This window comes from Lentibacillus amyloliquefaciens (assembly GCF_001307805.1).
Lineage (GTDB): Bacteria > Bacillota > Bacilli > Bacillales > Amphibacillaceae > Lentibacillus > Lentibacillus amyloliquefaciens.
In genome coordinates this window covers 922,055-934,779 of sequence record NZ_CP013862.1, presented here as the reverse complement: position 1 = coordinate 934,779, position 12,725 = coordinate 922,055, and the positions used below count along the sequence as shown (strand labels likewise).

13 protein-coding genes and 2 pseudogenes are annotated in these 12,725 nt (G+C 41.4%); 13 read left to right on the top strand and 2 right to left on the bottom strand.

Going from position 1 to position 12,725, the window contains the following annotated elements; translation table 11 throughout:
• The first annotated feature begins 78 nt into the window (after nt 1-78).
• The 9 genes and pseudogenes from AOX59_RS04640 to AOX59_RS19120 all read left to right on the top strand — a co-directional run.
• On the top strand, nt 79-1,344 hold the full coding sequence (locus tag AOX59_RS04640) for a tetratricopeptide repeat protein (protein WP_068442521.1): 1,266 nt from the start codon (nt 79-81) through the stop codon (nt 1,342-1,344).
• Nucleotides 1,345-1,378: 34 nt separating this feature from the next.
• Complete coding sequence (locus tag AOX59_RS04635) at nt 1,379-1,942, top strand: ReoY family proteolytic degradation factor (protein WP_068442519.1); 564 nt, start codon at nt 1,379-1,381, stop codon at nt 1,940-1,942.
• A 69-nt stretch (nt 1,943-2,011) separates the two neighbouring features.
• Nucleotides 2,012-2,508, top strand: a pseudogene (locus tag AOX59_RS04630) (DUF2487 family protein).
• A 451-nt stretch (nt 2,509-2,959) separates the two neighbouring features.
• Complete coding sequence (locus AOX59_RS04625) at nt 2,960-3,475, top strand: QcrA and Rieske domain-containing protein (protein ID WP_068442513.1); 516 nt, start codon at nt 2,960-2,962, stop codon at nt 3,473-3,475.
• Nucleotides 3,476-3,481: 6 nt separating this feature from the next.
• Nucleotides 3,482-4,156, top strand: a complete 675-nt coding sequence (gene qcrB / locus AOX59_RS04620) for a menaquinol-cytochrome c reductase cytochrome b subunit (RefSeq protein ID WP_068442510.1) — start codon at nt 3,482-3,484, stop codon at nt 4,154-4,156.
• 18 nt (nt 4,157-4,174) lie between these two features.
• Nucleotides 4,175-4,951 carry a menaquinol-cytochrome c reductase cytochrome b/c subunit gene (locus AOX59_RS04615; RefSeq protein WP_068442506.1) on the top strand — a complete coding sequence of 259 codons (777 nt, stop codon included), beginning with the start codon at nt 4,175-4,177 and terminating at the stop codon, nt 4,949-4,951.
• A gap of 79 nt (nt 4,952-5,030) precedes the next feature.
• A complete protein-coding gene (lhaT, locus tag AOX59_RS04610; protein ID WP_068442503.1) occupies nt 5,031-5,606 on the top strand; it encodes a lipoprotein heptaprenylglyceryl N-acetyltransferase LhaT in 576 nt (191 codons plus the stop codon).
• A gap of 69 nt (nt 5,607-5,675) precedes the next feature.
• On the top strand, nt 5,676-5,930 hold the full coding sequence (locus tag AOX59_RS20665; RefSeq protein ID WP_068442500.1) for a sporulation protein YpjB: 255 nt from the start codon (nt 5,676-5,678) through the stop codon (nt 5,928-5,930).
• A 76-nt stretch (nt 5,931-6,006) separates the two neighbouring features.
• Nucleotides 6,007-6,618: pseudogene (locus AOX59_RS19120) on the top strand (zinc metallopeptidase); the annotation flags it as partial.
• On the opposite strand, the gene AOX59_RS04600 reads toward AOX59_RS19120, so the two are convergent.
• Nucleotides 6,553-8,397 (bottom strand): IS1182 family transposase, encoded by a 1,845-nt coding sequence (locus AOX59_RS04600; protein ID WP_335338777.1) that lies wholly within the window; start codon nt 8,395-8,397, stop codon nt 6,553-6,555. The pseudogene AOX59_RS19120 and the gene AOX59_RS04600 sit on opposite strands and share 66 nt — an antisense overlap.
• 538 nt (nt 8,398-8,935) lie before the next feature.
• Nucleotides 8,936-9,805 carry a YitT family protein gene (locus AOX59_RS04595; RefSeq protein ID WP_068442497.1) on the bottom strand — a complete coding sequence of 290 codons (870 nt, stop codon included), beginning with the start codon at nt 9,803-9,805 and terminating at the stop codon, nt 8,936-8,938.
• A 143-nt stretch (nt 9,806-9,948) separates the two neighbouring features.
• Between AOX59_RS04595 and AOX59_RS04590 the strand changes: the two genes are divergently transcribed.
• From AOX59_RS04590 to bshA, 4 genes are all read left to right on the top strand, one after another.
• Complete coding sequence (locus AOX59_RS04590; protein ID WP_068442494.1) at nt 9,949-10,287, top strand: nucleotide pyrophosphohydrolase; 339 nt, start codon at nt 9,949-9,951, stop codon at nt 10,285-10,287.
• Nucleotides 10,288-10,365: 78 nt separating this feature from the next.
• Nucleotides 10,366-11,163, top strand: coding sequence for a 4-hydroxy-tetrahydrodipicolinate reductase (dapB, locus tag AOX59_RS04585; RefSeq protein WP_068442491.1), 798 nt, complete (start codon nt 10,366-10,368; stop codon nt 11,161-11,163).
• Between the two features lie 11 nt (nt 11,164-11,174).
• The gene (locus tag AOX59_RS04580; protein ID WP_068442483.1) at nt 11,175-11,594 is read left to right on the top strand and encodes a methylglyoxal synthase; all 420 of its coding nucleotides are present in this window, start codon (nt 11,175-11,177) and stop codon (nt 11,592-11,594) included.
• Nucleotides 11,594-12,715: an N-acetyl-alpha-D-glucosaminyl L-malate synthase BshA gene (gene bshA, locus AOX59_RS04575; RefSeq protein ID WP_068442481.1), complete on the top strand. Its 1,122-nt coding sequence runs from the start codon at nt 11,594-11,596 to the stop codon at nt 12,713-12,715. The genes AOX59_RS04580 and bshA overlap by 1 nt, the downstream gene beginning before the upstream one ends.
• Nucleotides 12,716-12,725 lie beyond the last annotated feature (10 nt).

Genomic DNA, 12,725 nt, shown 5'->3' with positions numbered 1-12,725 from the left:
TTTCTGTTTGATTGTAAAATACGTTTTGTGTATGATGAAATGACTAAGACAGTGCGAATTTTAGAAAGGATGTTCTGCATGGACACGACCATCATGGAAGCCGTTAATCTCATGGAATCCAAACAATCTGATAAGGCAATCGCATTGCTTGAAGATTATTTGCCTAAAGCCGATGATGAGGATAAATTCACCATTGCTGAGCTGTTTGTACAATGGGGCTTTTTAGCTGAAGCGACAGATATTTTAGAGGAATTAAGTCAACGTTTCCCGAAAGAAAGTGAAATTAAAATAATGCTTTCGGATGTATACATTGAACAGGGTAATGATGAAGAAGCAATCAATTTACTTAACGAGGTAACAGAAGATGACCCTGACTATGTTCAGGCACTCATGCAGCTGGCTGATTTATATCAGGCCCAAGGGTTGTTTGAAGTAGCTGAACAGAAACTTCTTGCTGCCAAACAAGTTGAGCCGAATGAAACAATCATCGATTTCGCTCTCGGGGAATTGCTGTTTTCAACAGGGGATTATCAGCAAGCCATCACATATTATGAAAAAATACTCCCGTTTGCCAAAGAAATTGCGAATGTTTCAATTAATGACCGATTGGCAGAAGCCCATGCAGCATCCGGTGACTATGAAATTGCCCTTGAAACATATCAGGATATTGACAGTGAAGACCCGGATACGCTGTTCAAATACGGTTTTACCGCCTTGCATGCAGGACGCCGTGATATAGCCATTAAGGCATGGGAACATGTCATTGAACAGGATATGTATTACCATACAGCCTATTACCAGTTGGCCAAAGCATATGAGGACGAAGAGATGATTAATGAGGCATATGATACAGCCAAGCAGGGGATTCAGGTGGACGAATTTAATAAAGAGCTATATTTTTTCGCAGGATCGATGGCTCACCAACTGGGCAACGATGAAGAAAGTGAACATTGGGTGAGAGAAGCTGTAACCCTTGATCCTGATTATAAGGAAGCCATTTTATTTTTAATTGAACTATTTAAGCAACAGGAAAAAGAAGAAAGTATTGTTGAGTTAATTACTGAAATTCATAACATGGGTGCCAGTGACCCGCTTTATGAATGGGAGCTTGCCCGCGCATACAATGAGACAGAATCATATAAAGATGCATTAAAACATTACCAGGAAGCATATAATAGCTTAAAACACGACAGTGATTTCCTTAAAGAATACGGTTATTTTCTGACTGAGGAAGGGAGAATCGATACTGCCATCCAAATATTTGAATTGTATTTGCAACAACAGCCGCTTGATGCAGATATCGATGAGTACCTGCAGCGCTTGAAGGAAACAAAAAATACCTAGTATGAACTTTTCCCGGGAGGAGGTTCGTCCATAAATGCAAACGCCGGTTTCTGCGAAAGATAAAAAGAGTTTTATTCAGTGGTTTTTGAATCATTACCAGTTAAAAAAGCGTGAGAGCGTGTGGATCCTTAATTATATCGTCAATCATCAGAGTCTCCTGAGTAATGTGCATTTTGTACGGGAGGCCAAATTTTGTCCAAGAGGTTTGATCATGACAGCTTATTGTTCAGACCAGGTGTCGTTCCGCTTTTACAAAAAGCAGCTCGTAACAACGGATGCTGAAAAAGCATTCCATGAGATACGCATGAATCAAGAGGAGCCTTTATACATTCAATTAAATTTCAATAAGTCGCATCAAAGCAGCATCTATGCGGCAGTTCTCGTTGAAAACCCGTTCATCCCGGATGATTACTTCATAACTGAACAGGATCAGGAATCAGCAAAACGGCTATTAAATAAAATGCTATTTGATCAGCAGGATAAATCGCTTCGAAAACAAATCGATAAAGCTCTGGATAAAAGGGATCGGTCGACGTTTAACGACTTGACCAAAAGACTGTATCAATTGAATAACATGGATGAAAATCAACCTTTTTAAGACGCTTAATAGGTTGATTTTTTTTGTGCTGTTGGGATAACATGGGATTTAATAATAAAATTTACGCATATGAAGTATAGAGAGAAGGGCTGGTTGTATACTATGAAATGGGTTAAGCAGGATTTACAGCAATATGTTCAGGCAAAAGAGTATGTAGATACGATGATTGTTCCGTTATTGCCTTTTCAACTATCTAATGATTCAAACCTTGAAAAAGATGCATTTCAAAACGAGATGCTGTCAATATTCAATCGCGAGCTTGAAAAAGAATTGACGGGTCGTGTGCTTCTTTCACCGGATTATCATTATTTGGCATCAGCTGGTAAAGAATTGGAATTGGAAAGACTTCACACATGGGTAGATGATGCACAGACACAGTCATTTCCCTTCGTCTTTTTTATTACTTCTGATTCCGGTTGGAAAAAGATTGAACAAAATTTAAAAGGGACCTTATATGGCTGCCTTTTATCGCATCAGACTCAATGAAGTCCTCAGAAATACAGTCGGTTGTCCGCAGCCAGGTCAAGGAAGTTATCGGACTGATTCGATCCTACTGGAAAGGTTAACGAACTGAACTGACACATTTTGCTTCGAATTCATCTGTGGATTCTGATATACTTTTTTTATAGTGCGTGTTCAAAAAGGCGGATAAAGTGAAACTTCATTCAGCGAAATGATTTTCTCCGTTGAATGTTAGTTGAACAGAATCGGGCATTTATGGTCAGTTAGCCGCCGTTTTCTGGCAGTTTACTGATCAAGGACCGAGAAGTTCGAGGGGGCTGGGCGGTTTCAATCTTTTTTGTGCCGAGTAATCACAGGTACAGAAGTTCCTCTATTTGATGTGTCATTGTTACCGAATTTTTTGAACAGCCTCTAATATGGACATCTTCTGACATTATTCATGGAAGTACAGGAGGATTTATATTGACCCGTTCAGCAGATTGCGCTATTATGGTATTGTCCTAGTAATCTGATATTATAAGCTTGTCCGTGAAAAACGTATAGAGGGGGAAAATCATGAGTGAAGGCAAACAACCAGTGTCCCGTCGACAATTTTTGAACTACACACTAACAGGTGTTGGAGGATTCATGGCAGCAGGCTTAATGGTTTCACCGTTAAGAATGGCTATTGATCCTGTTCTGCAGGAGGGTGAATCTGAAGGTGATTTCACCAATGTTCAGCTTGCTGAAGGTGATATCACTAATGAACCTCAGCGGGTAGATTGGGAAGTTGAGCAAGTGGACGGCTGGTATGAATCCACTGTAAGTCAGACAGCATGGGTTTATAAAGATGACAACGGAGAAGTCGTTGCCCTTTCCCCGATTTGTAAACACCTTGGCTGTGTTGTTTCTTGGGAAGGCAGTGAAGAATATCCGGAGCGGTTTTATTGCCCGTGTCATGATGGGCTGTATTATAAGGACGGCATGAATGTTCCGGGAACACCGCCTACTGCGGGATTGGATTTTTACGAACATAGAATTGAAAATGGAATGTTGTTCCTGGGTAAAGTACAACCGAGAGGGGAGGCTTAACAGGTAATGCTGCAAAAAATTTATGACTGGATAGATGACCGTGTAGACATAACGCCAATATGGCGGGATATCGCAGATCACGAGGTTCCTGAGCATGTTAATCCGGCCCATCACTTTTCAGCCTTTGTATATTGTTTTGGAGGCCTGACATTTTTTGTGGTAGTCATTCAAATACTGTCAGGTATGTTCTTGACAATGTACTACGTTCCGGATATTGAAAATGCATGGCGATCTGTTTATTATTTGCAGACTGAAGTTGCACATGGTCAGATTGTCCGCGGTATGCACCACTGGGGTGCCAGTGTCGTGGTTGTAATGCTGTTATTACATACTATGCGTGTATTCTTCCAAGGCGCATACAAAAAGCCGCGTGAACTTAACTGGATGGTCGGTGTTTTATTGTTTTTCACCGTCTTAGGTTTAGGTTTTACAGGCTATCTGCTCCCTTGGGATAATAAAGCATACTTTGCAACAGAAGTTGGATTGAATATTGCAGCGGATGTTCCGATAATTGGAGAAGATATTAAAACATTGCTCGCTGGTGATGAGGATATTGTTGGTGCTCAAACACTGGCAAGATTCTTTGCAATCCACGTCTTTTTCTTGCCTGCTGCATTATTCGCCTTGTTGGGTGCACATTTTATATTAATACGCAGACAGGGAATATCCGGACCACTATGATGAAGAGGAGGTTAAGCTGTGCATAAGGGTAAGGGAATGAAGTTCGTCGGGGACTCCAGAATCTCCGCAGAACGCAAACCGAATATACCAAAAGATTACTCAGAATATCCCGGCAGAACGGAAGCGTTTTGGCCCAATTTCCTGTTAAAAGAGTGGCTGGCAGGCGCTGTGTTTTTAGTTGGCTTTCTTTGTCTGACACTGGCACATCCTTCACCGCTTGAAGGAATGGCGGATCCGACTGATGCCGGTTATATACCTTTGCCGGACTGGTACTTCTTGTTCTTATATGAACTGTTAAAGTATGATTTTGCCAGTGGACCGTATATACTGTTTGGCATCATCATTATCCCTGGATTGGCATTCGGCGGCTTGTTATTAGCTCCTTTCCTGGATCAGGGTCCGGGCAGACGTCCACATCAGCGGCCGGTTGCTGTTGGTATGATGCTTTTAGGGCTAATCTCCACTATCTGGCTCACATATGAGTCGGCAGCAGGGGTTAACTGGGCTGAACGTGCCGAAGCCAATAAACCAATACCGCCATCAGAACAGGCGGATATTGATAAGGAAGCTGACGGTTATGCCATATTTGAAAATAACTGTATGAGCTGTCATGGAGAAGATCTTCAAGGCGGAAGTGCAGGACCATCACTAATTGGTATTGACCGTTCTGCTGAGGAAATTAAAGACATCGCACAGAATGGTATTGGCACAATGCCGGCGGATCAGTTTACAGGGTCAGACGAAGAATTGGATCAGCTGGCTGAGTTCATTATTTCTGTGAACGAAAATCAATAAACTGAATTCATTTAACACCTTTGCCAGACAAGCCTGGCAAAGGTGTTTTTAATGCGATTCGTTGAGAAGGGTTTTTATCATGATAAAATACATACTTATGGATAAGCGGTTTTTATTGCTGCTGTTTACCATCAATTTTTTGGGGACCATCTATGGATACTACTGGTATCGCAGTCAATTGTCTCTAACGCCTGATATATTCCTCGTGTTTGTCCCTGACAGCCCAACAGCTAGTTTGTTTTTTACGATCGTTTTGGTCTTTTTTTTGTTTAATAAAAATATACCTTATATTGAAGCGCTTGCTGTTATTACATTATTTAAATACGGTGTGTGGGCGGTCGTTATGAACTTCCTTACATTACTGATTGAAGGTTCATTGGGGTGGATCGGCTATATGCTGATGGTGTCGCATGGTGCAATGGCAGTTCAGGGACTGCTGTATACTCCTTTTTATGCAATCAAAACGCGGCATATTGTTGTTGCAGCTATTTGGACACTGCACAATGATGTAATCGATTATCTATTTGAACAAATGCCCGTATATTCATCAGTAACAACATACATGGATGAAATTGGCTACTTTACGTTCTGGCTGAGCATCATATCGATTGCAATCGCCTACATACTGACCATTAAACTTAAGCAATCGAACTGATTGCAGGGTTATATATTGGTTTCACCGCACATACATTAGTGTTGAAGAAGCTATTGTGAGGTGACCGCCATGAAATTCACAAAGCGTAGGCTGATTGCCATTATCGGGATATTCATATATATGTGTTTTTCAGCACCAATCACCGCTTCAGCCGAGCGATATTTTCCAATAGCGGCAAAATCCACTGAAAATGTAAATATGATTCCTTTTTATTGGATAATAGGAATTGTCGGTGGGTCGATTGCCATTACATTAACCTATGTAAGCTGGCGAAAATATAGAGGGGAAAGAAAAAAACAAACTGATGACGATTCAAATAATTGACTATCGGCAAATTTTTGACTAAAATTGACCTTAAAGAAGTAAATATTATTAAAAGTATTTCACAAACAATGGAGGAATGAACATGCTAGGTGGTCTTGGCGGATATTTAATTTATATAGCGCTGTTGATGATTATCCCTCTGTGGGCTCAATCTAATGTAAAAAGCACCTATAAGAAATATTCCAAAGTTGCAACATCATCCGGTATGACCGGAGCTGACGTTGCACGGAAAATCCTTAATGACAACGGGATACATGATGTAGAGGTTCGTGAAACAAAAGGGACGTTATCGGATCATTATCATCCAAAAAAGAAAACAGTCAATCTTTCGAGCGATAATTTCCATGGGCAATCCATGGCATCCTCCGCTATCGCAGCGCACGAGGTGGGGCACGCCATTCAGGATGCGCAGGATTATGCGTTCTTACGTTTCAGATCTTCACTGGCACCTATAGCGGCCACGGGTTCGAATATGGCTATTTTCCTGATTATTGGAGGTATGATTTTCAGTCAGGGATTATTCTTATTGGGAATCATTTTCTTTTCGGCGGCTGTTTTATTCCAGCTCGTGACATTGCCGGTTGAATTTGATGCCTCAAATAGGGCGATGGCGCAGATGGTTTCAACAGGCATTATCCGAAACAATGAGGAACGGCCAACGAAAAAAGTGCTGAACGCTGCTGCTTTGACATACGTTGCAGCTGCACTGGTTGCTGTGGCTGAACTGGTCCGGTTTATCATGCTTTATGCTTTGAGCAGCGAATAAAATATTCATCACAATAATGCAAGAGGCTGGGACATAACTAGCCAAAAATGACTTAAAAAAGGTTCCAATCATCAGTTTTTGATGGTTGGAACCTTTTTGATTTAAATGGTTGTTATCATCTAAGGTAGGATTTGTCTTTTGGGCGGTGTACTTTCTCAAGTTCACCGCCATGAATGCAAATCCTAATTCATTTTTCACTTTCTCCTGCCCCCTGACTGAGAAACGCGGGAAACGCAAATTAGCCTTCAGAAATCCGAAGACTGGCTCCACATCGATTTTACGTCGCCCGTAAACTTCGCCAGTTTCTTCTTCCGAAAGCTGTTGTCTTGTGTAGGCTTTTTGGCTTTCCCACTTCGCGTTATAATAAATTTTCCGGTTATTCCCTTCCTTCGCTTTGGTGCATTGGGAACGCAGTGGGCACCCTGAACAGTCCTCACACTCGTAAACTCTGAAGGTCCGTGTATAGCCGTACCGGTCTGTTCGTTGGGATAGGTAACGGAATGTTACTTTTTGGTCATTCGGGCAGATAAAATAATCGTTTTCCGTGTTATATTCCCAATTGGCGGAATGGAAAGGGTTATTTCTGTATTTCTTTTTCTTTTCTTTCCGGTATTGGTTGTATGTAATCAGGGGCGTGCGTTCCCGGTTCTCGAGGACGTCTTCGTAATTTTGTTCACTGCCATAACCTGCGTCAGCCACAATATACTTAGGCAGCTCAAAGTAACCTTCCTCAATATGATCCAGGAAAGGAACGAAAGTACGTGTGTCCGTCGGGTTTGGGAATACATCGTAAGCGAGCGCGTATTGACCCTCTGTCGCAAGCTGCACATTATAACCTGCTTTCAGCTGGCCGTTCCTCATATGGTCATCTTTCATGCGCATAAACGTGGCATCATGGTCTGTCTTGGAGTAACTGTTGCGTTCCCCGAAAATTTTCATGTCCTGCTTATATTTCTGTTTGCGCACGACAAAGTCCCTGAACCGTTTGCGGTATTGTTTCGGTGCTTTACGTTCGGAACGAAGCTGTTTCCGTTCGCTTCCTTTTTCACGTGCCTCAATCTCTTTGTCATACGCTTCGACTTTCTCATCCAGTTTCTCAGCTATTTGCCTGAGTTCATCGGTGGATAATTCGTCCTCGCTTTCCCGTTCAATCTCCGGGATAATTTCGTTTTCCAGCAATTCATCATACATTTGATTAGACTTCTCCACCAATTTGGCGCTGTGTTTCTCTATCGCTTTCCGCCAAACAAATGTGTATTTATTGGCATTCGCTTCAATCTTGGTCCCATCGATGAAAATCGCTTCTTCATCAATCTGTTTTTCCTGTACAAGCTGGCAGCGGAATTGGACGAAGCATTGACGCAATAACTCTTTAACCTCTGGATGCACACGAAATCGATTGATGGTGCGATACGTTGGTTCATATCCCTGAGCCAGCCACATCATACGGACACTGTCATGTAGTAATCCTTCGATCTTTCTGCCGGAGAAAACAGATTGCGTGTAAGCACATAAAATAATCTTCATCATCATGCGCGGATGATAAGCTGGGTAGCCTGTTTCGCGCCGGAAACCTGTGAAGGCATCATCCGGGATAGTTTCCACGACGTCATTGACGGCATAGGCAATATCATTTTCCTCTATTTTTATTTCTAAATCTAAAGGCAAAACCACTTGATTCATGTTATAATGTTTAAACATAAGGATCCCTCCGATGGTTATTGTGTGGTTACTTTAATTTTATCAGAGGCGATCCTTTTTGTTTACTAAAAATTAACGATAATATAAAAAAAACGTGGTACATTACCTAATCGATAAGTACCACGCTTTTTCAATTTTACTGGGTTTTGTCCCAGCCTCTTTATTTAATTTGTAATAAAGACTCTTTTCAAATTGTTCTTTGAGCTTCAAAGTTGATGTAAACTGCGAAACAGTGAAATTTTTATTCTGATTACCGTTAAGTACTTAAAGGCGCTCCGGCAATATACTCCGCTTTCCATGGGCACGACCTCAGCCTCCTCACAAAAGCAAAGACCGCTTTCTTGCGGGGTCTTCGGACACGTGACTGTCCTGACCTGAGTCTCCGTATATTGCCTACACTGGGAAATGCTCACTGTAGTTTCTCACCAGCCGCCCGCGGAAAGCGCAGTGTATTTCCGAAGCGATTATTTTACAGCAAGTACTTCGCAGTTTATGGATTTTGTGTCATTAAAAAACAGTATAATAAATGATATCATATTCAATCGATCGGGTTTTTATTTTCATCCAATGTAAACCCTTCTCCAAGGACATCGTGAACCGAACTCATGGCTACAAATGCGTGGGGATCGATCTCATTTATTAAATTTTTCAGTCGCACAATTTCATTTCGCCCAACAATACAATAAAGAACATCCCGTTTTTCACCGGTAAAACTGCCACGACCATCAAGTATTGTCACACCCCGATCCATCCCATTAATAATGGCATAGGCTATTTTGTCGCTTTGACTCGAAATAATCGTCGCACCGCGTGCTGAATATGCACCTTCCTGGATGAAGTCAATAACTCTTGCACCAATATAGACAGCTAATAAAGTGTACATCCCCTGGACCATATCAAGATAAGCCGCAATGGATGTTGCGATAACAACAAAATCAAATAGAAACATGGTCCTTCCCATACTCCATCCGGCATAATTATTAACAAGCCTTGCTATAATATCGACACCGCCTGTGGTACCGCCATAACGGAAAATAATACCCAGCCCCACCCCAATAAACGCACCGGCAAACAATGCTGCCAGGGTCATATCTGATTTGAGATCAACCACAAAAGGTTCAATTTGAAAAATCGCCAGAAATAGAGATACTGCCAGAGTACCTATTATCGTATAAATAAACGTATTGCGTCCAAGATACTTCCAGCCGATAAAAAAGATCGGCACATTAAGCACAATATTGGAGATGGCAGGATCCCATCCCCATAAAAAATAAAAAAGCAGTGTTATTCCGGTGAAACCGCCTTCTCCCAAGTTGTTCTGCATGTTAAAATGAACAATTCCAAATGAAAAGATGGCAGAGCCAACCAGGATAAAGAATAAATTTTTAATCTTTAAGCCAAAAATCATCGATAAGCCTCCATTTCAGCCAAATTCATGCTTTTACCATTATAGACAATGTGCAGGTAAAGTCAAAAGCCCAATGATTTGTCAAAACGCTCCCTTTTAGCTAACATTAAAAGAGATTATATTTCACTAAAGAGGCGATTGATATGAAAATAGAAGAACCGAACTTTAACACAAACCAAATTCAGCAAAGAGTCGATGATTATATCACCCAGTTTAAAGAAGGCTACTTTTCGCCCTTGAGTCTAATGGCCAGGCTCAGTGAAGAAACAGGCGAACTGGCACGGGAAGTCAATCATTATTACGGTGAAAAACCTAAAAAATCCACCGAAAAAGAAAAAACGATAGAAGCAGAACTTGGTGATATCATATTTGTTTTAAGCTGTTTCGCCAATTCACTTGATATTGATCTATCCGAGGCATTTGATTCCTCGATGCAAAAAATCGAAACGCGCGATAAAGATCGCTGGACACATAAAGATTAATTTATTATAGACAGTGTTAAAATAAAAAACGGAAATAACAGTATTAAATGTACGAATTAATGAAGCAGGAGGATTACAATGCAAACTGGAATTATTATCGCAGGACCGCGTGGGAAAATGGGCTCAGAAGCTGTCCGGATGGTGAATAATGAAGAAACATTCAAACTTATTGCCTGTATCGACCGGAAAAACGGTGGCAAAACATTAAACGACATTGAAAGCCTTCCAAATTTGGACGTGCCAATATTTGAGGATCCAGAAAAATGCTTTCAGGAAACAGAAGCAGATGTATTAATCGATTTAACTGTAGCTGAAGCCGGATACGAACACACAAAATTGGCACTCCTGTATAGTGTGCGTCCGGTAGTGGGCACGTCCGGGTTTTCCAGGGATCAGATTGCTGCATTGGAGGATTTATCGGAGACACACGGAATCGGCTGTATCATCGCACCTAACTTTGCAGTCGGTGCAGTTCTTATGATGCAATTTGCTAAAACGGCAGCGAAATACTTACCCGATGTTGAAATTATTGAAAAGCATCATGACCAAAAATTGGACGCGCCCTCAGGCACAGCCGTCAAAACGGCCAACTTGATGGAAGAGACACGGCAAAGCAAACAGCAAGGACACCCGGATGAAGAAGAAAAACTTGAAGGGGCCAGGGGTGCTGAATCTGACGGTATCCACATCCACAGTGTCAGACTTCCGGGACTCGTCGCCCACCAGGAAGTTCTATTTGGCGGACCAGGCCAGACGTTGACAATTAAGCATGACTCGTATAATCGTGCCTCCTTTATGGAAGGCGTAAAACTTTCGGTCAATAAAGTCATGGGGTTAAATAAACTGATATACGGTCTGGAGAATCTGCTTGAATAGGCGGTGGTACGATGAATATCGCATTAATAGCACACGATAAAAAGAAACAAGATATCATAAATTTCACAATCGCATATAAACACGTTCTAGAAAACCACGAATTATTTGCAACAGGCACGACAGGAAAAATGATTGCTGAAGATACCGGGCTTCCGGTCCAGCTATTTCAATCCGGGCCACTCGGCGGCGACCAGCAGATTGGTGCAAAAATTGCCAATAACGAAATGGATGCTGTTATTTTTTTCAGAGATCCGCTGACGGCTCAGCCGCATGAACCCGATGTAAGTGCACTAATGCGATTATGTGATGTTCATTTGATTCCACTTGCCACCAATCCGGCAGCAGCTGAAATCATGATACATTCACTAAGGACAGGTGCGCTGGAATGGCGTCAAATTTCAAAAGAAAGAAAACAAGAAGGTAATAACTGATGAAAAAAATTGGTATAACATGCTATCCCACGGTGGGAGGTTCGGGTATAATTGCAACAGAACTTGGAATGATGATGGCTGAAAAGGGATATGAAATTCATTTTATCACCTCCAGTCTCCCATTTCGTTTAAATCGCATTCATCCCAATATTTATTATCATGAGGTGGAACTCAACCATTATCCGGTATTTCAATATCCGCCTTTTGATCTGACACTTGCTAATAAAATGGCAGAGGTCATCGACCAGGAACAACTCGATATCCTGCACGTCCATTATGCAATGCCCCATGCAATTTGTGCTATCCTTGCTCAGGATATTGCTGAACACGACGTCAAGATTGTTACAACACTGCATGGAACTGATATAACGGTACTCGGAATTGATCATTCGCTTAAAAAAATGATCAGACATGGCATTGACAAGTCCGATGCTGTTACGGCCGTATCACACAGCCTTGTTCAGCAAACACGGGATGTTGTCGGTACGAATAAAGCTATCGAGGTCATTTATAATTTTGTCAACGAATCGGAATATGTGAAAGTCCCTGCAGACTCAATTCGAAGGGAATATGGTATAGAACCGGGCGAGAAAGTCATGATCCATATTTCAAATTTCCGTAAAGTAAAACGTGTTCAGGATGTCATTTATACATTTAAGAAAGTACACGAGAAAATCGATTCAAAACTAGTGCTGGTCGGTGATGGGCCTGAGTATTCAGAAATGCATCAACTCGTAGCAACATTAGGTATAAGTGACAGTGTTTTATTTTTAGGCAAACAAAAAAATGTCAATGAGTTACTGTCCATTTCTGATTTAAAGTTGCTTATGTCTGAAAAAGAAAGTTTTGGTCTGGTCCTGCTGGAAGCAATGTCATGTGAAGTACCTTGTATCGGGACAAACACCGGTGGTATCCCTGAAGTGATCCAACACGGTTCAACCGGCTACATTGTGGAGACAGGCGATACAGTTCAGGCTGCAGCACATGCGATTAACTTGCTGCAAAATGAGGAACGGCTTGAGCAATTCTCAAAAAATGCTTTAAAACATGCACGAAAAAATTTCTTCTCAAACGACATTGTGGAACAGTATATAGATTTATATGATAAATTGCTTCAATAAAACAAAAGGT

Bases quoted from the DNA above. Each gene is read 5' to 3' on its own strand.
- AOX59_RS04640 (WP_068442521.1), top strand. From the start codon at position 79: ATGGACACGACCATCATGGAAGCCGTTAATCTCATGGAATCCAAACAA.
- AOX59_RS04635 (WP_068442519.1), top strand. From the start codon at position 1,379: ATGCAAACGCCGGTTTCTGCGAAAGATAAAAAGAGTTTTATTCAGTGG.
- AOX59_RS04625 (WP_068442513.1), top strand. From the start codon at position 2,960: ATGAGTGAAGGCAAACAACCAGTGTCCCGTCGACAATTTTTGAACTAC.
- qcrB (WP_068442510.1), top strand. From the start codon at position 3,482: ATGCTGCAAAAAATTTATGACTGGATAGATGACCGTGTAGACATAACG.
- lhaT (WP_068442503.1), top strand. From the start codon at position 5,031: ATGATAAAATACATACTTATGGATAAGCGGTTTTTATTGCTGCTGTTT.
- AOX59_RS20665 (WP_068442500.1), top strand. From the start codon at position 5,676: ATGAAATTCACAAAGCGTAGGCTGATTGCCATTATCGGGATATTCATA.
- AOX59_RS04600 (WP_335338777.1), bottom strand. From the start codon at position 8,397: ATGTTTAAACATTATAACATGAATCAAGTGGTTTTGCCTTTAGATTTA.
- AOX59_RS04595 (WP_068442497.1), bottom strand. From the start codon at position 9,805: ATGATTTTTGGCTTAAAGATTAAAAATTTATTCTTTATCCTGGTTGGC.
- AOX59_RS04590 (WP_068442494.1), top strand. From the start codon at position 9,949: ATGAAAATAGAAGAACCGAACTTTAACACAAACCAAATTCAGCAAAGA.
- dapB (WP_068442491.1), top strand. From the start codon at position 10,366: ATGCAAACTGGAATTATTATCGCAGGACCGCGTGGGAAAATGGGCTCA.
- AOX59_RS04580 (WP_068442483.1), top strand. From the start codon at position 11,175: ATGAATATCGCATTAATAGCACACGATAAAAAGAAACAAGATATCATA.
- bshA (WP_068442481.1), top strand. From the start codon at position 11,594: ATGAAAAAAATTGGTATAACATGCTATCCCACGGTGGGAGGTTCGGGT.